A 17,182-nucleotide genomic window follows, 5' to 3' on the forward strand; every position below is an offset into this window, starting at 1 on the left:
CTGGGCCCGCCCCGTATGCTTCCGGATTGGTGGTTTCGCCACATGCTTCGGCATGCCCCCAGCGATGGGGACGAGACCGCCGGAGGGCACTAGCTCAACTGGCAGAGCATCGGTCTCCAAAACCGAAGGTTGGGGGTTCAAGTCCCTCGTGCCCTGCGAGGAACACTGCACAGCAACAACGAGAAGGTGGATGACGTGGCTGACGGCAACGCGGTTCAGGACCGGCGCGACTCGCGCGGCGACGACCGTGGGCGCACCAGCCCCGCCACGTTCCTGCGCCAGGTGGTGGCCGAGCTCCGCAAGGTGGTGTGGCCCACCCAGCAGCAGCTGATCACCTACTTCTTCGTCGTGCTGGTCTTCGTCGTCGTGGTGATGGCGCTCGTGACGGTCCTCGACCTGGCTTTCGGAAAGCTGGTCTTCGAGATCTTCGCGGGCAGCAGCGCCCAGTGACGACGGGGGAGACGGTTCCCCGCCCCCAGCTACGAACTACGGAGTGAGACGTGTCTGACAACCATGACGTGGACCAGGTCGACGACCAGGTCGAGTCCGTCGACGAGGTGACCCCCGAGGACGCCGACGCCGACGTCGTCGAGGACACCGAGGACGTGACCGACGAGGCCGGCGACGACGCCGCCGAGGTGTCTGACGAGGACTCTGCCGACGCCGAGGGCGGCGAGGCCGCCCCGGTTGCCGAGGACAACGACCCGCTCGAGGCCTTCCGCCGCGAGCTGTGGGCCAAGCCTGGCGACTGGTTCGTCGTGCACACCTACTCCGGCATGGAGAAGCGGGTCAAGCACAACCTCGAGAACCGCATCATCTCCCTCAACATGGAGGACTACATCCACGAGATCGTGGTCCCCACCGAGGAGGTCGCGGAGATCAAGAACGGCCAGCGCAAGATGGTCACCCGCACCGTCCTCCCCGGCTACGTCCTGGTCCGCATGGACCTCACCGACGAGTCCTGGTCCGCCGTGCGTCACACGCCGTCCGTCACCGGCTTCGTCGGCCACAGCCACCAGCCCGTGCCGCTGAGCATGAGCGAGGTCGAGGACATGCTCGCGCCGGCCGTCGTGGCCGTCGCCGAGGCCGAGGCCGCTGCCTCGGGCGAGAAGGGTGCTGCGACCACGCCCCGCAAGCCGGTCGAGGTCGCCGACTTCGACGTCTCCGACTCGGTCATGGTGGTCGACGGTCCGTTCGCCACGCTCCACGCGACGATCACCGAGATCAACGCCGAGTCCCAGCGCGTGAAGGCCCTCGTCGAGATCTTCGGCCGCGAGACGCCGGTCGAGCTCAGCTTCAGCCAGATCCAGAAGGTCTGACGATTTCGTCCGGGCCGCCGCGCGGCCCGACAATGAACGAGCAACAACCCGTGGCAGGGGGCAGGTGCCCTCGTCATGACCACACGAGAGAAAGAAGAAGGCAATGCCTCCCAAGAAGAAGATCGCCGCACTCGTCAAGGTGCAGCTGCAGGCCGGTTCGGCCACCCCGGCCCCGCCGGTCGGTACGGCGCTCGGCCCGCACGGCGTCAACATCATGGACTTCTGCAAGGCCTACAACGCCCAGACCGAGTCCATGCGCGGCAACGTGATCCCCGTCGAGATCACCATCTACGAGGACCGCTCGTTCGACTTCATCACCAAGACCCCGCCGGCCGCCGAGCTCATCAAGAAGGCCGCCGGTCTGTCCAAGGGCTCCGGCGTGCCGCACAAGGACAAGGTCGGCAAGCTGACCAAGGACCAGGTGCGCGAGATCGCCACCACCAAGCTGCCCGACCTCAACGCCAACGACATCGACGCGGCCATGAAGATCGTCGAGGGCACTGCGCGCTCGATGGGCGTCACGACCGACTGACACGTGGGAGAGCCGCGCTGGCTCGCTAACCACATCCTTCGCACCAGAGAAACGAGAAGACCATGCAGCGCAGCAAGACCTACCGCGCGGCCGCCGAGACGTTCGACAAGGACGAGCTCTACGCGCCGCTGGCCGCCATCAAGATCGCCAAGGGTGGCTCCAAGAAGAAGTTCGACGAGACCCTCGACGTCGTCATGCGCCTGGGTGTCGACCCGCGCAAGGCCGACCAGATGGTCCGCGGCACCGTCAACCTCCCGCACGGCACCGGCAAGACCGCCCGTGTCCTCGTGTTCGCCAACGCCGACAAGGCCGAGGCTGCCCGCGAGGCCGGCGCCGAGTTCGTCGGTGGCGACGAGCTGATCGAGAAGGTGGCCGGTGGCTGGCTCGACTTCGACGCCGTCGTCGCGACGCCCGACATGATGGGCAAGGTCGGTCGCCTCGGCCGCGTCCTCGGCCCGCGCTCGCTCATGCCCAACCCGAAGACCGGCACGGTGACCCCCGACGTCGCCAAGGCCGTCACGGACATCAAGGGCGGCAAGATCGAGTTCCGCGTCGACCGCCACGCCAACCTGCACTTCATCATCGGCAAGGCGTCCTTCTCCGAGGCCCAGCTCGCGGAGAACTACGCCGCCGCCCTCGAGGAGGTGCTGCGTCTCAAGCCGGCCAGCTCCAAGGGCCGCTACATCAAGAAGATCACCGTCTCCACGACGATGGGCCCCGGCATCCAGGTCGACCCCAACCGCGTGAAGAACGTCGCGTCGGAGGACGAGGCCGTCCAGGCCTGATCCACCGCCGCCTGACGGCCCGGTCGCCCCTCGGGGCGGCCGGGCCGTTCTGCTTCCACGGACCCGGACACCGTTTGGCTGGGGGGCCATCGGGTAGAACGTCAGTGGCACACCCGCCGCCGACATCGCCGTACCACTCGTCCCAGGAGACACACATGCGCGTCACGTCCCTCACCCGCCGCCTCGGCTCCGCCGCCCTGGTGCTGACCATGGGGGTCGGGCTCGCCGCGTGCAGCGACGACTCCGGCGCCGACGAGACCTCCAGCTCGGCCACCGACACGAGCAGCGACGACAGCACCGACGAGGAAACCTCGAGCGAGGAGAGCGAGGATCCGGCCGAGGCGGCGCTCGCCGAGCTCTCGGCCGACGAGTTCTACCCCGCCGTGATGGAGGCGATGCGCGAGGCCGAGACCTTCGCCTTCGAGACCACCTCCGGCTCCGCGGGCCAGACCCAGACCATGACCGGCCAGGCCCGGTTCGGTGACGACGGCGTCGAGATGCAGGCGTCCAGCACGGGTGCGCAGGCGATGGAGATGATCCTGCTCGGCAAGGCGATGTACATGAAGTCGCCCGACCTCGGCACCGGCGACAAGTGGCTCAAGATCGACCTGAGCGACCCCAACTCGCTGTTCGGGATGATCGGCAAGGCCACCGATCCCGAGGTCATGTTCAAGGCCATGGAGGCGCCGAAGAAGCTCGAGCTCGTCGGCACCGAGGACGTCGACGGGGTCGAGGCCAACCACTACCGGATCACCCTCGACCCGACGCAGTACCTCAAGGCCATGGAGTTCCCGCCCGCCATGGCCGAGATGCTCCCCGACGAGCTCGTGACCGAGATGTGGGTCGACGCGGACGACCTGCCGCGCAAGTTCACCCAGACCATGCAGATCCCGGCCGTCGGCGGTGGGAAGCCGACCACCACGACCACCGAGGGCACCTACTCCGACTTCGGCACCGAGGTCGAGATCGAGGAGCCCCCGTCCAGCCAGGTCACCCAGCAGCCGGGGATGTGAGCCACGGCGGGCGGGTCGCCAGACTGACACGGCCGAGGGGCGTCGCACTGCAAGCAGTGCTAGCGCCCCCGGCCGTCTCAGCGCATTCGGCTTCGCCTCACTCCCGGAAGACCCGCTCGTCGATCAGCTGCTCCTTGACCTCCGTGCCCTCCGGCTCGTAGCGACCCTGGTCGAAGCGGGTGCGGAACTGCAGCACCGCGCCGTCGCGGCCGAACCGGTTCTTCTCCACCGTCAGGACGGCGTAGTCGCGGAAGCGCTCGGCGTTGCTGAGGTCGTACGTCAGGTGGTGGCGCGCGACGATGTCGAACTTGTTGTTGAGCACCAGCACGACGTCGGCCTCGTAGGCCAGGGCGCTCGATCCGCGCAGGTCGTTCGCGCGCATCCGCTTGCCCGAGCGCAGCGCCTCCTTCTCGGCCGCGGCGATCGCGAGGACCGGCGCGCTGATGTCGATGGCGAGGTCCTTGAGGCCCTCGACGATCTCCGTGGTGCTCGACTCCTCGTCGGCGTGGCTCGACTTCACCTTCTGCAGGTAGTCGACGATCACGAGCGGGGTCGTGCCGGAGAGCTCGCGCACGGCATCGATGGCGTTCTGGATCGCGGCGAGGTCGGTACGGGTGCCGGTGGAGCGGTGCACGAACAACATCTCGGAGTACTGCGCGACCCGGGTCAGCGCCTCGACACCGGCAGGGACCGACTCCAGGCGGTGCTCCAGCGAGCTGACCCACAGGTCGTCGAAGATGGAGCGGATGCTGTTGACCCGCACCTGGTCGGAGTCGTCGAGCTCGCCCGCCTCCATGGCGATGAGCTTCTGGGTCAGGTCCTCGGCGTCGTGCTCGTAGGAGAAGTAGAGGACCGGGCGCCCGGTGGCTGCGTTGTTGCGGGCGACCTGGAGCGCGAACGTCGACTTGCCGAGGCCCTGCGGTCCGGCGAGCAGCACCAGGGAGCCGGCCCGCATCCCGCCGCCGATCAGGGGGTCGAGGCCCGCAAAGCCGGTCTTCCAGAGGCGTCCGGCGGCGTTGCGACCGGTGAGCATGCGTTCGTCGCTGCGGGCCAGGGAGGCCCCGACGGTCATGAGCTGGTGATCCACGAGGTCATTGGACCAGTGATGGGCGGCCGGCGTGGGGCGATTGAGGTGTTTCCCGCCTCCGCTCGCCGATTTGTCTGGTCCGCGCCCCGACGCGTACTGTTCCACTCGAAACCAGAGACCGCAGGTTGTCGTGAGCTCCTCGCTCGTGACCGAAGGTCCGCAGGAGCGGGCGGCCGGCGCAGGATTCAGAGCAGCGGGTTCGCCCGCATCCACGCCCTGAGCCTGTGCTCAGGGCGTTCGTCGTCTGTGGGCCTGATGCCGGTGGTCAACCCCGGAAGGAGACCCATGGCGCGGCCAGAAAAGACTGCCGCCGTCGCAGAGATCGTTGAGTCCTTCAACGACTCCGCCGGCGCTGTGCTGACCGAGTACCGCGGGCTCACCGTGAAGCAGCTGCAGGACCTGCGGCGCTCCCTCGGCGAGAACGCCAACTACGCCGTGGTCAAGAACACGCTGGCCAAGATTGCCGCCAACGAGGTTGGCATCGACGGCTTCGACGACCTGCTGACCGGCCCCACCGCCATCGCCTTCATCAATGGAGACGTGGTCGAGGCCGCCAAGGGTCTGCGTGACTTTGCCAAGGCAAACCCCGCTCTTGTCATCAAGGGTGGAGTGCTGGACGGCAAGCCCCTCGACGCTGCCGAGGTCGCCAAGCTGGCTGACCTCGAGTCGCGCGAGGTGCTGATGGGCAAGCTGGCGGGCGCGATGCTCGCCTCGCTCTCCCAGGCCGTCTACCTGCTCAACGCCCCGATCGCCCAGGCCGCCCGTCTCGCGGGTGCGCTGCAGGCCAAGGCCGAGCAGGACCCCACGATCCTCGCAGGTGGTGCCGGTACGCCGGCTGCTCCGGCTGCCGAGGACGCCCCGGTCGAGGAGGCCGCCTCTTCGGAGGAGGCCGCCGAGCCCGAGGCGACCGACGAGACGGCCGACGCGGCCGCCGAGTCCACCGACGCCTGACCAGGGCCGACGTACACCACCTACAGAACACATCGGGCGAGCGTGTCGCTCCGCGCCACGCTGCCGCCCACTGACGAAAGGTTTGCCATCATGGCGAAGCTCAGCACCGACGAGCTCCTTGACGCCTTCAAGGAGATGACCCTGATCGAGCTCTCCGAGTTCGTGAAGCAGTTCGAGGACACCTTCGGCGTGACCGCCGCTGCCCCCGTTGCCGTGGCCGCCGCCCCGGCCGCCGGTGGCGCTGCCGGTGGCGACGCCGCCGCCGAGGAGAAGGACGAGTTCGAGGTCGTCCTCGAGGCCGCCGGCGACAAGAAGATCAACGTCATCAAGGAGGTGCGCGCCCTGACCTCCCTCGGTCTGAAGGAGGCCAAGGACCTCGTCGAGGCCGCCCCCAAGACGATCCTCGAGAACGTCGACAAGGCTGCCGCGGACAAGGCCAAGGAGGCCCTCGAGGCCGCCGGCGCCACCGTCACCGTCAAGTGACGATCCGCTAGTCGCTCCACGAGGGGCGGTCACCGTGAGGTGGCCGCCCCTCGTGCCATTTCGGGGGCGCCGATGCCTGTTCAGGCGGCTGCGCGAACCACTAGAGTGGGCCGCCAGGGATGCGCATCACGAAATGAGTTGCTCCATGCGCAACAAGCGAACGGCGGCGACCCTGGTCCGGCTGCTGGAGAACGCACGCTACGAGGTGCTGCCCACCGCGGCCACCGAGGACAAGGTCCTCACGCACCTGGCCCGCGACCGCACGGTCACGGTGACCGCCTCGCCGTCGAAGGGGCTGGAGGCCACGCTCGACCTCGCCGAGCGTCTGACTGGGCACGGCTACCTCGTGGTGCCCCACCTCGCAGCGCGCATGGTGTCGGGGCGGACCGAGCTGGCCGAGATCGTCGAGCGGCTGCGCGGCAAGGGCATCAGCCAGGTGTTCGTGCCCGGAGGCGACGCCGAGGCGGTCGGTGACTACCCCGACGCCCTCGCGCTGCTCGAGGACCTGAAGGCGATGGGATCGCCGTTCGCCCACGTCGGGATCACCGGCTACCCCGAGTCGCACCCGACCATCCACGACGACCTGACCGTGCAGTCCATGTGGGACAAGCGGCACTACGCCACCCACATCGTCAGCAACCTCACCTTCGACCCGGCCGGCGTGCGCGACTGGGTGCGCAGGCTCCGTGCCCGCGGCGTCACGATGCCGCTGCTGCTGGGGATGCCCGGCCCGGTCGAGCGCACCAAGCTGCTCACCATGGCGACCAGGATCGGGGTCGGCGAGTCGACGAAGTTCCTCGCCAAGAACAAGGGACTCTTCGCCCGGCTCGCCGCACCCGGCGGGTTCACCGGCGAGTCCTTCCTGGAGAAGTGCGCGCCCGCGCTGGGGGAGGACGGCGCTCGTGTCGAGGGCCTGCACGTCTTCACCTTCAACCAGGTCGCCGAGACCGAGGCGTGGCGCACCGCCATGCTCGAGCGGCTCAGGGACTGAGCAGGCCGGCCAGGGCCTCCTCGAGCCCGTGGTCGCCGGTACCGACGACCGTGAGGGGCAGGCCGATCGTCGCGGCTGCCTGCCGGGCGAGCTCGTGCAGCTCGTCGTCCGGCGCCTGGGCCAGCCAGACGACGCGGGTGTAGTTGCCGAAGTAGGCCTCCCGCAGCTCGGGGTAGCGGTCGAGGCCCATCTCCTGCACCACGGTGCGGGTGAAGGACCGCACCAGGAAGTCGGTCAGCAGGTAGGTGCCGGGTTGCTCGTCGAAGAAGCGCTCGAGGCGGGAGGCCCCGGCGTACACGTCGTAGCAGTGCAGGCCGGGCAGCCTGGCCAGCCCGAGGTCGCGGCACACCTCGTCGAGGGCGCCGTAGGTGCCGCAGTCGGCGTAGCCGACGACGACCCGGCCGTACGTCGCCGCGAGCCGCACCGCCATCGTGCGCACCTCGCCCGCGATCTGCTCGGGGTGGTTGTGCAGCAGTGGCGGAAGCGGGTGTACGTCGACGGCCCAGCCGTTGCGGGCGACGACGGCCGCGGCGGGCTGGGCGAGGGCTCCGCACGCGATCAGCGCGACCCGGTCAGGAGAACCCGAGCTGGTCGACGAATGCGTCGTTGAAGTCGGGACGGTCGGAGAGCTCGACATACGTCACCTCCTCCAGCAGTGCCAGGGCACCGGCGCGCTCGCGCACGGACAGCAGGGCCATCTTCGCCCCCTCGCCGGCGACGTTGCCGGCGGCGACGATCCGCAGCACGGGAAGCCTCGGAACCAGGCCGATCCGGACGGCCGACGCGGGGGAGAGGTAGCTCCCGAACGAGCCGGCGAGCAGCACCTGCTGGACGTCGCGGTGCTCCAGTCCGAGCTCGTCGAGCAGCAGGGACCAGCCCGTGGAGATCGCGGCCTTGGCGAACTGCAGCTCGCGGACGTCGCGCTGCGAGAGGTAGACGCACTCGGCGGGCTCGGCGTCGGGGGTGGGCCGGTGCAGCAGGAAGACCCGTTCCTCGCCGACGAGGGCCAGGCGGTCGGCCAGGGCCGGGGCGACCTCCTTCGCCTCCCCGTCGGGCACCAGGCGTCCGGTGCTGTCGAGCAGCCCCACCCTGACCAGCTCGGCGACGGCGTCCACCAGTCCGGAGCCGCACAGCCCCCTCGGCTCGACGTCGCCGATCACGCCGAGCCGCACGGCCTCGGCAGGGTCGTCGGCGTGCGGGTCGACCTTGATCACCTCGATCGCCCCGTCGGCGGCCCGCATGCCGCAGCGGATGGCACCGCCCTCGAAGGCCGGGCCGGCGGGGGCAGCGGTGGAGAGGAGCGTCTCGCCGTTGCTCAGCACGATCTCGCAGTTGGTGCCGACGTCGATGAACAGGCGGGTGCGCTTGTCGCGGTCCATGCCGGTGGCGAGCATGCCGGCGACGATGTCGCCGCCGACGTAGGCACCGAGCGCGGGGAAGAAGAACGCGCGGGCGCGGGGGTGGAGGTCCAGCCCGATCTCCGAGGCCAGCACCTCGGGCGGCCTGGCCGCGGACATGACGAACGGGGCGACGCCCAGGGGCTCGGGGTCGATGCCCAGCACGAGGGCGGTCATCGTCGCGTTGCCGGCGACCGCCACCTCGTAGACGTCGGTGGGCTCGATCCCTGCCTCGCTGCACACGCGCCGCGCCAGGTCGGCGAGGGTGGCACCGGCGGCCTGCTGGAGGCGGCCGAGGGCCTCGGGGTCCATCATCGTGGCGCTGATCCGGGTGATGACGTCGCCGCCGAACGGCTGCTGGGAGTTGAGGCTGGAGGCGACGGCCAGCGGGGTCCCGGTGCCGACGTCGAGCAGGGTGCCGACGACCGTCGTGGTGCCGAGGTCGAAGGCGATCGCGTAGCGGATCGCCGTGGTGTCACCGGGCTCGACGTCGACGAGCGCCTCGTCGAGCACAACAGCGGTCACCTTGAAGTCGGCCTCGCGCAGCACCGTGGAGAGCCGCCGCAGGACGTGGAGGTCGGCGGTCAGCTCGAGGTCGTCGATGGCGTCGGTGAGGCGGGCGAGGTCGGTGCGCTGGTCGGCGAGCGTGGCCTCGTCGAGCTCGACGTAGCGCTTCTGCAGGGCGGGGCGCAGGATGACCTGGCGCCCGATGCCCACCGTCGCGGCCTTGGGCCGCGTGGTCAGCGGCGGGACCTCGACGGTCAGGTCGCGGGTGGCGTGCAGCAGGCAGCCGAGGCGCCAGCCGGCGGAGAGCTGCTCGGGAGTGAACGTCCGGACGTCGTGGCGGGTGAGGGGGACCTCGACGTCGGACGTGACCTGGATACGGCACTTGTGGCAGGTGCCGTGGCCCCCGCAGGTCGAGTCGATCGCGATGCCGTTCCACGAAGCAGCGTCGAAGACGGTCACGCCGGGAGGGACGCGTACGCCGCGCACGGTCGGCGCGACCTCCGCGCCGTCCTCGGCCGTGGTCCGGACGGTGAAGGACAGGTCGACGCGACCGGTGCCGTCGTGCGGCACCGGCTCGGCTCCCGGCCTCTCGATCAGGCCCTCGCGGGCGACGTCGGCGAGCGAGAAGTCCGGCCCGTCGGGCGGTCGGCTCATCGTGGTGCCGTCACGCGCCCTCGGCGGCTGCCTGCTTCGCCCGGTGGGCGGAGATCCAGGCCATGCCCCAGTCGTCGTGGCCCAGGAACACGTCGGCGGCCTTCACCGCCTCCACCACCTGGGGCGTCCGGGCGTCCATGATCGCGCTGGTGAGTCCTGACGTCATCGCCATCGGCAGCCAGGTGGCGTTGAGGGTGTGGCGACCGGGCATCCCGAAGGACACGTTGGAGGCCCCGCAGGTCATGTTGACCCCGAAGTCGTCGCGGATGCGGCGCATCACCTCGAAGGTCACCAGGCTGGTCGTGGTGTCGGCGCCGATGGGCATGGCCAGCGGGTCGATCACGATGTCGGCCTGGGCGATGCCGTACTCCTCGGTGGCGACCCGGACGATCTTGGCGGTCAGCTCGAGCCGCTTGTCGGCCTCCATCGGGATCTCGTCGTGGTCGTTGGGCAGGGCGATGATCGCGGCGTCGTGCTTCTTCACGAGCGGGAGGATCAGCTCGAGTCGGTCGTCCTCCGCGGTCACGGAGTTGACCAGCGCCCGGCCCTGGTAGGCGGCCAGGCCGGCCTCGAGGGCCTCGACCACCGAGGAGTCGATGCACACGGGCAGGTCGGTGAGGTCCTGGACCATGGTGATGGCCTTGGCGAGCAGGTCGGGCTCGTCTGTGAGGGGCACGCCCATGTTGACGTCGAGGACGTCGGCGCCGCCCTCGACCTGGGCCTTGACGTCGCGCTCGATCGCGGAGAAGTCGCCGTCGCGCAGCTGCTGCTGGAAGATGCGGCGACCGGTGGGGTTGATCCGCTCGCCGATGACCGTGAACCGGGTGTCGTGCCCGATGACGACCTCGCGCGAGGCGGAGCGCAGGACCGTGCGCAGTGGCTCGGCCGGGCTCATCAGGCAGGGACCTTCGTACGCTTCGCCTCGAGCAGGCTCTTGGCGCGCTTCACCGTCTGCGAGGCGTCGGCCGCGTAGCCGTCGGCCCCGACGGCGTCGGCGTACTCCTGGGTGACGGGTGCGCCGCCGACCATGACGATCACGTCGTTGCGCATGCCGGCCTTCTCGAGGGCGTTCATGTTGGCCTTGAACATGGGCATCGTCGTGGTCAGGAACGCCGAGAAGCCGACGATGTCGGGCTGGTGCTCGTCGATCGCGGACACGAACTTCTCCGGCGCCACCTGCACGCCGAGGTCGATCACCTCGAATCCGGCGCCCTCGAGCATGATGTTCACGAGGTTCTTGCCGATGTCGTGCACGTCGCCCTTGACGGTGCCCATCAGGAACTTGCCGATGGTGGCCACGCCCGTCTCGGCGAGCAGCGGTCGCAACCGCTCCATGGCACCTGCCATCGCGCGCCCGGCGATGAGCATCTCCGGCACGAAGAAGTCGCCCCGCTCGAAGCGGGCGCCGACCTCCTCGAGCGACGGGATCAACGCGTCGAAGAGCAGGGTCTGCGGCTCCATCGAGAGGTCGAGCCCCTGGTTGGTCAGGTCGAGCACGCGTGGGGCGTTGCCCACCAGCGTCTCGTCGTAGAGGGCCTGCAGGATCTCCTCGGGGGTCATGCGACCACCTCCTCGTTCTCCTCGGTGCGCGCGGTGCGGTGTGCGGATGTCGGACGGGCGGGACCGCGCAGCAGTGACGACAGCGCCGCGGACTGGTCCAGCAGGCGGCGGCCGAGCTCGTCGGTCCGCTGGGCCAGCCGGGGGGTGGGACCGGAGATACCCAGGGAGGCGATCACCTCGCCGCGGATGCCGAAGACCGGGACGGCGACACCGGTCAGGCCGATCTCCAGCTCGTCCTCGGTCAGCGCCCAGCCCCGCTCACGGCACAGCTCGCCGTCGCGGCGTACGGCGTCGCGGTCCGGCAGCGTCCGGGGCGTCGGCCGCTCGAGGTCGCCGGGAGGGAGCTCGAGGGCGCCCCATGCGAGGAGGACCTTGCCGAGTGCCGAGCAGTGGGCCGGGACCTCGATCTCGGTCCAGTCGCGGGTGCCGAGGAGGAAGGTCGAGGCGACCTGTGCCACCTGCACCACGCGGTCGCCGCGGGTGACGCTCAGGTGCACGGTCTCGCCGGTGTCGGCGCCGAGGCGGTCCATGACCGGGCGGGCCAGCCGGACCAGCTCCTCCCACGGGTCGTGGCGCGCGGCGTAGAGCCAGAACAGCCGGCCGGCGACGTAGGACCCGGCCGGGTCGCGCTCGAGGAGCCCGGAGCGCTCGAGGGCCGTGAGCAGCCGCGAGGTCGTCGACTTGGCGAGCCCGCTCGCGTCCTGGAGGTCGGCGAAGGACATCGGCTCGTCGGCGTGCACGACGGTGGCGACCAGGTCGGCGGCGCGGTCAAGCGCCCGCGTGCCGGTGGCGGCGTCGCTCACGATCGGCTCCTTCGCTGGAGGGGTTCCCAGAGGTTCCATGATGTGGAACCGTGTTCCACATCATGAGGCTATGAGCCGGGTGGGTCGAGGTCAAGGGAGGATCCGTGTTCCACAACACGATGCCGCGCTACGAGGTGCTGTCCGAGGAGGCCATGGCGACCCTCGATCGCGGGTGGCGCCGGTTGATGACCGAGATCGGCGTGGAGTTCATGGACGAGCGCGCCCTCGAGCTCTTCCGCCGGGCAGGCCAGCGGGTGGAGGGCAACACGGTCTTCCTCGACCCCGACTTCGTGCTCGAGCAGGTCGCCAAGGCGCCGCGCGAGTTCGACGTGCAGGCGCGGAACCACGCCAACGACATCCACATCGGCGGCGACTCGATGGCCTTCGGCGCCGTCTACGGGCCGCCGTTCGTGCGGCAGGGCGACGTACGCCGCGACGCGACGATGGAGGACTTCCGCAGCTTCACCAAGCTGGCGCAGTCCTTCTCCGTGCTCGACTCCGCCGGGGGCGTGATCTGCGAGCCCAACGACACCCCGCTTGACAGCCGTCACCTCGACATGACCTACGCGCTGCAGACGCTGACGGACAAGGTCTACATGGGCAACGTCGTCTCCGGGGTCAACGCCGCGGACACCATTGCGATGACCTCGATCCTGTTCGGCTCGCGCGAGGCGATCGAGGAGACCCCGGCGACCATCTCGCTGATCAACTGCAACTCGCCGCTGCGCTGGGACGACCGCATGCTGGAGGCGCAGCTCGAGTACTCGGCGGCCGGCCAGCCGGTGGTGCTGACGCCCTTCATCCTGATGGGCGCGATGTCGCCGGTGACGATCCCCGCCGCCCTGGTGCAGCAGATCGTCGAGGCCCTGTCGGGGATCGCGCTGTCACAGCTGGTCCGGCCCGGGACGCCGGTGATCTTCGGTTCGTTCCTCTCCAACATCGACATGCAGTCCGGCTCGCCGACCTTCGGCACGCCGGAGTCGGGCCTCGGCCTGCTGTGCACCGGGCAGATCGCCCGCCACTTCGGGCTGCCGTTCCGCACCGGCGGCGGCCTGACCTCGTCACAGGTGGCGGACGCGCAGGCCGGCTACGAGGCGCTGATGACCTTGATGCCGACCTTCCTGGCCGGCGCCAACTGGGTGATGCACTCCGCGGGCTGGCTCGAGGGCGGCCTGGTCGCCGGCTACGAGAAGTTCATCGTCGACGTCGAGCTGCTCCAGATGCTCCGCCACGAGTTCACGCCCCTGGAGATCGACGAGGACTCGATGGCGTTCGGCGCGCACGAGGAGGTCGGCCACGGAGGTCACTTCCTCGGCGCGATGCACACGATGGAGCGCTTCCGCACGTGCTTCTACCGCCCGCTGCTGTCGTCCTCTGAGAACTACGAGCGGTGGATGCGCAACGGCGGCCACGACGCCAACGACCGCGCGACCGTGGCGTACCAGAAGACGCTCGAGGAGTACGAGCAGCCGCCGCTCGACGACGCCGTCCGCGAGGAGCTCGAGGACTACGTCATCCGCCGGCGCGCCGAGCTCGGCGACTGACAGGTGCCGGCACGGGTCAGCTGAGCCCGAGGATGGTGCCGTCGTCGGCGAGGTCGATGCGCGCTGCCGAGGGGTCGCGCGGCAGTCCGGGCATGGTCATCATGTCGCCGCACACGACGACCACGAACCCGGCGCCGGCCGATAGGCGTACCTCCCGCACGTGCAGCTCGTGCCCCGACGGCGCGCCCAGCGAGGCCGGGTCGGTCGAGAACGAGTACTGGGTCTTGGCGACGCAGACCGGCAGCCGGGAGTAGCCGTCGCGCTCGATGCGCTGCAGGCGTCGGCGTGCCTTGGCGTCCCAGGTCACCAGTCCTGCGCCGTAGAGGCGCGTGGCGATGGCCTCGACCTTCTCGGTCAGCGAGAGGTCGTCGTCGTAGGTGAAGGAGAACTCGTACGGCGACGGCTCGGCCAGCGACGCCAGGACGCCCTCCGCAAGTGCCTTCGCGCCGTTGCCACCGTCGGCGAAGTGGGTGGCGGGGAAGGCCCGCACGCCCTCGTCGGCCACCAGCGCGACCACCCGCTCCACCTCCCGGTCGGTGTCGGAGGGGAAGCGGTTGACCGCGACGACGGCGGGGATGCCGTAGACGTCGCGGATGTTGGCGAGGTGACGGCGCAGGTTTGTCATGCCGGCCTCCACGGCCGCGACGTCCTCCCGCCCGAGGTCGGCCAACGCCACCCCGCCGTGGTACTTCAGGGCACGCACGGTCGCGACCACGACCGCCACGTCCGGACGCAGGCCGGACTTCCGGCACTTGATGTCGACGAACTTCTCGGCGCCCAGGTCCGCGCCGAAGCCGGCCTCGGTGACGACGATGTCGGCCAGCCGCAGGCCCGCGCGGGTGGCCATCACCGAGCTGCAGCCGTGGGCGATGTTGGCGAACGGGCCGCCGTGGACGAAGGCAGGTGCGCCCTCGAGGGTCTGGACGAGGTTGGGGGCGAGGGCGTCGCGCAGCAGTGCGGCCATGGCTCCCTCGGCGCCGAGGTCGCGGGCGGTGACCGGCGCCATCGACCGGGTGTAGCCGATGACGATGTCCCCGATGCGTCGTTTGAGGTCGGCCCACGACTCGGTGAGGCAGAAGATCGCCATCAGCTCCGAGGCGACGACGATGTCGAAGCCGTCCTCGCGGGGGAAGCCGTTGACGTGCCCGCCCAGCGCGACGACGACCTCGCGCAGCGCCCGGTCGTTGGTGTCCACGACGCGCTTCCAGCTCACGCTGCGCACGTCGATGTCGAGCTCGTTGCCGTGGTGGACGTGGTTGTCGATGAGTGCCGAGAGCAGGTTGTTGGCGGCGGCGATGGCGGCGAAGTCGCCGGTGAAGTGCAGGTTGATGTCGGTCATCGGCACGACCTGGCTCCAACCGCCGCCGGCCGCGCCACCCTTCATGCCGAAGACCGGTCCCATCGACGGCTCGCGCAGGCATGCCACCGTCCGGTGGCCCAGGCCGTGGAGCGCGTCGGTCAGGCCGACGGTCGTGGTGGTCTTGCCCTCGCCGGGCGGTGTGGGGGACAGGGCGGTGACCAGCACGAGCCGGCCGAGCGGCCGGTCGGCCAGTGACGTGAGGTAGCCGACGTCGACCTTCGCCTTGTGGTGGCCGTAGGGGACGAGGTGCTCCTCGGCGATCCCGAGCGTCTCCTCGGCGATCTCGCGGATCGGTCGCAGGACGGCGGCGTTGGCGATCTCGATGTCGGACTGCATGACGGGCTCCTGGTCGAGGTGGTCGAGGTGGTGTTCGGTGGTCGGTGGGTTTCTGTGGCGCCGTCTCAGCGGAAGACGACGGTGCGTTCGCCGTTGAGCAGGACGCGCGACTCGCTGTGCCAGCGCACGGCCCGGGAGAGCACCTGCGCCTCCACGTCGCGTCCTGCCGAGACGAGCTGGTCCTGGTCGTAGCCGTGGTCCACGCGGATGACGTCCTGCTCGATGATCGGTCCCTCGTCGAGGTCGCCCGTCACGTAGTGCGCGGTCGCGCCCACCAGCTTCACGCCACGGTCGAAGGCCTGGTGGTAGGGCCGGGCTCCCTTGAAGCTCGGCAGGAACGAGTGGTGGATGTTGATCGCCCGCCCCGACAGCCGCCGGCAGAGGTCGTCGGACAGCACCTGCATGTAGCGGGCGAGGACGACGAGGTGCGTGCCGGTGTCGGCGACGAGCTGCAGCAGGCGTTCCTCCGCCTCCGCCTTGGTCCCGGGCGTCACCGGGACGTGGTGGAACTCGATGCCGTACGAGCGCGCCAGCTCGCCAGCGTCGGGGTGGTTCGACACGATCGCGGGGATCTCGACCTGCAGCGCCCCGGTGCTGGCGCGGAAGAGGAGGTCGTTGAGGCAGTGCAGGTGCTTGGAGACCATGATCAACGTGCGGTAGGGCGCCGAGGCCGACCAGAGCTCGAACTGCATGGCGTACGCCTCGGCGACGCGACCGAAGCCCTCGCGGAGGTCGGCGGCGTCGGCGGCGGCCTCGGTGACGAAGGCGATGCGCATGAAGAAGCGGTCGCTGAGCCGGTCGCCGAACTGCTGGCTCTCCACGATGTTGGCACCGCACTCGACGAGGAAGCCCGAGACCGCGTGGACGATGCCGGGGCGGTCGGGGCACGAGAGGGTGAGGACGAAGTCGGCTCCGGTGGGGCCGTGCGACATGGTGGCTCCTGACGCGGGAGAGGTCCGGGGCAAGGGACCAGCGGTGTTGCGCTTGACGAAACGCAGTCTGCGATACGCAACAGCTCCTGCGCTAGTGTCGCCCCATGGTGGACACGGTCCCGAGCCCTGCCGTGACGGGCGCCGGCGTGCAGTCGGTCGACCGGGCGCTCGGGATCCTCGAGGTGCTGGCCCGCACGGGCGAGTCCGGCGTCACCGAGATCGCCGCCGAGCTCGGCGTCCACAAGAGCACCGCGTTCCGCCTGGTCGCCACCCTCGAGGCCCACCGGCTCGTGGAGCAGACCGCCGACCGGGGCCGCTACCGCCTCGGCGTGGGCATCCTGCGGCTCGCCGGCGCCACCACGGCACGTCTCGATCTCGTGCAGGAGGCGCGGCCCATCGCACGCCAGCTCGCCGCGGACACGGGGGAGACCGTCAACATCGCGGTCCTCGCCGAGAGCTCCGCGCTCTACCTCGACCAGGTCGCAGGATCCTCGGCCCTCCAGTCCCACAACTGGGTCGGCCAGCACATCCCCCTCCACGCGACGAGCAACGGCAAGGTGCTCCTCGGCGGCCTCGACGACGCCGGTCTCGAGGCCGTCCTCGGCACGCTGCCGACCTACACGCCGCGCACCATCACCGGTCGACGGGAGCTGCGCGAGGAGGTCGCGCGGGTGCGCGAGCAGGGCTACGCGGTGGCGGTGGACGAGCTCGAGGTCGGTCTCACGGCGGTCGCCGCCCCCATCCGCAACGCGCACGGCGACGTCGTCGCCTCGATGAGCGTGTCCGGTCCGTCGTTCCGCCTCGGCCCGGATCGGACGGACGAGGTCATCGCGCTGCTGGAGAAGGCGGCCGGCGAGGTGTCGCACCGGCTCGGCTGGGGTCATCGATAGTCGGCACGTGAGCTGCTGAGCCCTTGACGACCACGGGC

At 70.0% G+C, this 17,182-nt stretch carries 18 protein-coding genes and 1 tRNA gene; 11 read left to right on the forward strand and 8 right to left on the reverse strand.

From position 1 onward, the window contains the following. Positions 1-83 precede the first annotated feature (83 nt). The 6 genes from HOO61_RS07860 to HOO61_RS07885 all read left to right on the forward strand — a co-directional run bounded on the left by HOO61_RS07860 (position 84) and on the right by HOO61_RS07885 (position 3,649). Positions 84-156, forward strand: a tRNA-Trp gene (locus tag HOO61_RS07860). Between the two features lie 39 nt (positions 157-195). Further along, complete coding sequence (secE, locus tag HOO61_RS24060; RefSeq protein ID WP_172258020.1) at positions 196-450, forward strand: preprotein translocase subunit SecE; 255 nt, start codon at positions 196-198, stop codon at positions 448-450. Positions 451-500: 50 nt separating this feature from the next. Then, the gene (nusG, locus tag HOO61_RS07870; protein WP_367650068.1) at positions 501-1,319 is read left to right on the forward strand and encodes a transcription termination/antitermination protein NusG; all 819 of its coding nucleotides are present in this window, start codon (positions 501-503) and stop codon (positions 1,317-1,319) included. A gap of 103 nt (positions 1,320-1,422) precedes the next feature. Next, entirely contained in the window at positions 1,423-1,851 is a 429-nt protein-coding gene (rplK, locus tag HOO61_RS07875) for a 50S ribosomal protein L11 (RefSeq protein ID WP_172258021.1), read from the forward strand. 62 nt (positions 1,852-1,913) lie between these two features. Continuing rightward, positions 1,914-2,636 (forward strand): 50S ribosomal protein L1, encoded by a 723-nt coding sequence (gene rplA / locus HOO61_RS07880; protein ID WP_172258022.1) that lies wholly within the window; start codon positions 1,914-1,916, stop codon positions 2,634-2,636. A 155-nt stretch (positions 2,637-2,791) separates the two neighbouring features. After that, positions 2,792-3,649 (forward strand): hypothetical protein, encoded by an 858-nt coding sequence (locus tag HOO61_RS07885; RefSeq protein ID WP_172258023.1) that lies wholly within the window; start codon positions 2,792-2,794, stop codon positions 3,647-3,649. 97 nt (positions 3,650-3,746) lie between these two features. Here HOO61_RS07885 and HOO61_RS07890 read toward each other — a convergent pair whose 3' ends face one another. Further along, the gene (locus HOO61_RS07890) at positions 3,747-4,736 is read right to left on the reverse strand and encodes a DnaB-like helicase C-terminal domain-containing protein (protein ID WP_172258024.1); all 990 of its coding nucleotides are present in this window, start codon (positions 4,734-4,736) and stop codon (positions 3,747-3,749) included. A gap of 285 nt (positions 4,737-5,021) precedes the next feature. On the opposite strand from HOO61_RS07890, the gene rplJ reads away from it, so the two are divergent. The 3 genes from rplJ to HOO61_RS07905 all read left to right on the forward strand — a co-directional run bounded on the left by rplJ (position 5,022) and on the right by HOO61_RS07905 (position 7,161). Beyond that, positions 5,022-5,687, forward strand: a complete 666-nt coding sequence (rplJ, locus tag HOO61_RS07895; RefSeq protein ID WP_172258025.1) for a 50S ribosomal protein L10 — start codon at positions 5,022-5,024, stop codon at positions 5,685-5,687. 90 nt (positions 5,688-5,777) lie between these two features. Next, positions 5,778-6,170 (forward strand): 50S ribosomal protein L7/L12, encoded by a 393-nt coding sequence (rplL, locus tag HOO61_RS07900; protein ID WP_172258026.1) that lies wholly within the window; start codon positions 5,778-5,780, stop codon positions 6,168-6,170. A 145-nt stretch (positions 6,171-6,315) separates the two neighbouring features. After that, positions 6,316-7,161, forward strand: a complete 846-nt coding sequence (locus HOO61_RS07905) for a methylenetetrahydrofolate reductase (protein ID WP_172258027.1) — start codon at positions 6,316-6,318, stop codon at positions 7,159-7,161. Here HOO61_RS07905 and HOO61_RS07910 read toward each other — a convergent pair. From HOO61_RS07910 to HOO61_RS07930, 5 genes are read right to left on the reverse strand one after another with little or no spacing between them, the layout of a single operon-like run. After that, positions 7,151-7,798 carry a DUF1638 domain-containing protein gene (locus HOO61_RS07910; RefSeq protein WP_172258028.1) on the reverse strand — a complete coding sequence of 216 codons (648 nt, stop codon included), beginning with the start codon at positions 7,796-7,798 and terminating at the stop codon, positions 7,151-7,153. The genes HOO61_RS07905 and HOO61_RS07910 overlap by 11 nt on opposite strands. Beyond that, a complete protein-coding gene (locus HOO61_RS07915) occupies positions 7,734-9,719 on the reverse strand; it encodes an ASKHA domain-containing protein (RefSeq protein WP_172258029.1) in 1,986 nt (661 codons plus the stop codon). The genes HOO61_RS07910 and HOO61_RS07915 overlap by 65 nt, the downstream gene beginning before the upstream one ends. Positions 9,720-9,729: 10 nt before the next feature. Next, entirely contained in the window at positions 9,730-10,614 is an 885-nt protein-coding gene (locus tag HOO61_RS07920; protein WP_172258030.1) for a dihydropteroate synthase, read from the reverse strand. Next, positions 10,614-11,279, reverse strand: a complete 666-nt coding sequence (locus HOO61_RS07925) for a corrinoid protein (protein ID WP_172258031.1) — start codon at positions 11,277-11,279, stop codon at positions 10,614-10,616. Before HOO61_RS07925 ends, HOO61_RS07920 begins: the two co-directional genes overlap by 1 nt. Then, positions 11,276-12,082: an IclR family transcriptional regulator gene (locus tag HOO61_RS07930; RefSeq protein ID WP_172258032.1), complete on the reverse strand. Its 807-nt coding sequence runs from the start codon at positions 12,080-12,082 to the stop codon at positions 11,276-11,278. The genes HOO61_RS07925 and HOO61_RS07930 overlap by 4 nt, the downstream gene beginning before the upstream one ends. Positions 12,083-12,186: 104 nt before the next feature. Here HOO61_RS07930 and HOO61_RS07935 point away from each other — a divergent pair, with 104 nt between their 5' ends. Further along, positions 12,187-13,626: a trimethylamine methyltransferase family protein gene (locus HOO61_RS07935; protein ID WP_172258033.1), complete on the forward strand. Its 1,440-nt coding sequence runs from the start codon at positions 12,187-12,189 to the stop codon at positions 13,624-13,626. Positions 13,627-13,642: 16 nt separating this feature from the next. Here HOO61_RS07935 and HOO61_RS07940 read toward each other — a convergent pair whose 3' ends face one another. Both HOO61_RS07940 and purU read right to left on the reverse strand, forming a co-directional pair. Further along, positions 13,643-15,322 carry a formate--tetrahydrofolate ligase gene (locus HOO61_RS07940; protein WP_172258034.1) on the reverse strand — a complete coding sequence of 560 codons (1,680 nt, stop codon included), beginning with the start codon at positions 15,320-15,322 and terminating at the stop codon, positions 13,643-13,645. A gap of 65 nt (positions 15,323-15,387) precedes the next feature. After that, entirely contained in the window at positions 15,388-16,254 is an 867-nt protein-coding gene (gene purU / locus HOO61_RS07945; RefSeq protein ID WP_172258035.1) for a formyltetrahydrofolate deformylase, read from the reverse strand. Positions 16,255-16,358: 104 nt separating this feature from the next. Between purU and HOO61_RS07950 the strand changes: the two genes are divergently transcribed. After that, the gene (locus HOO61_RS07950; protein ID WP_172258036.1) at positions 16,359-17,144 is read left to right on the forward strand and encodes an IclR family transcriptional regulator; all 786 of its coding nucleotides are present in this window, start codon (positions 16,359-16,361) and stop codon (positions 17,142-17,144) included. Positions 17,145-17,182: the final 38 nt, after the last annotated feature.

This window comes from Nocardioides sp. zg-1230 (assembly GCF_013155335.1).
Lineage (GTDB): Bacteria > Actinomycetota > Actinomycetes > Propionibacteriales > Nocardioidaceae > Nocardioides.

What these genes read in the sequence shown, in the direction of transcription:
- purU (WP_172258035.1), bottom strand. Translation starts at nt 16,254, where the DNA reads ATGTCGCACGGCCCCACCGGAGCCGACTTCGTCCTCACCCTCTCGTGC.
- HOO61_RS07925 (WP_172258031.1), bottom strand. Translation starts at nt 11,279, where the DNA reads ATGACCCCCGAGGAGATCCTGCAGGCCCTCTACGACGAGACGCTGGTG.
- HOO61_RS07910 (WP_172258028.1), bottom strand. Translation starts at nt 7,798, where the DNA reads ATGTCGAGCTCTCCGACCGTCCCGACTTCAACGACGCATTCGTCGACC.
- HOO61_RS07915 (WP_172258029.1), bottom strand. Translation starts at nt 9,719, where the DNA reads ATGAGCCGACCGCCCGACGGGCCGGACTTCTCGCTCGCCGACGTCGCC.
- rplJ (WP_172258025.1), top strand. Translation starts at nt 5,022, where the DNA reads ATGGCGCGGCCAGAAAAGACTGCCGCCGTCGCAGAGATCGTTGAGTCC.
- rplA (WP_172258022.1), top strand. Translation starts at nt 1,914, where the DNA reads ATGCAGCGCAGCAAGACCTACCGCGCGGCCGCCGAGACGTTCGACAAG.
- HOO61_RS07940 (WP_172258034.1), bottom strand. Translation starts at nt 15,322, where the DNA reads ATGCAGTCCGACATCGAGATCGCCAACGCCGCCGTCCTGCGACCGATC.
- HOO61_RS07920 (WP_172258030.1), bottom strand. Translation starts at nt 10,614, where the DNA reads ATGAGCCCGGCCGAGCCACTGCGCACGGTCCTGCGCTCCGCCTCGCGC.
- HOO61_RS07905 (WP_172258027.1), top strand. Translation starts at nt 6,316, where the DNA reads ATGCGCAACAAGCGAACGGCGGCGACCCTGGTCCGGCTGCTGGAGAAC.
- rplK (WP_172258021.1), top strand. Translation starts at nt 1,423, where the DNA reads ATGCCTCCCAAGAAGAAGATCGCCGCACTCGTCAAGGTGCAGCTGCAG.
- HOO61_RS07950 (WP_172258036.1), top strand. Translation starts at nt 16,359, where the DNA reads ATGGTGGACACGGTCCCGAGCCCTGCCGTGACGGGCGCCGGCGTGCAG.
- HOO61_RS07885 (WP_172258023.1), top strand. Translation starts at nt 2,792, where the DNA reads ATGCGCGTCACGTCCCTCACCCGCCGCCTCGGCTCCGCCGCCCTGGTG.
- rplL (WP_172258026.1), top strand. Translation starts at nt 5,778, where the DNA reads ATGGCGAAGCTCAGCACCGACGAGCTCCTTGACGCCTTCAAGGAGATG.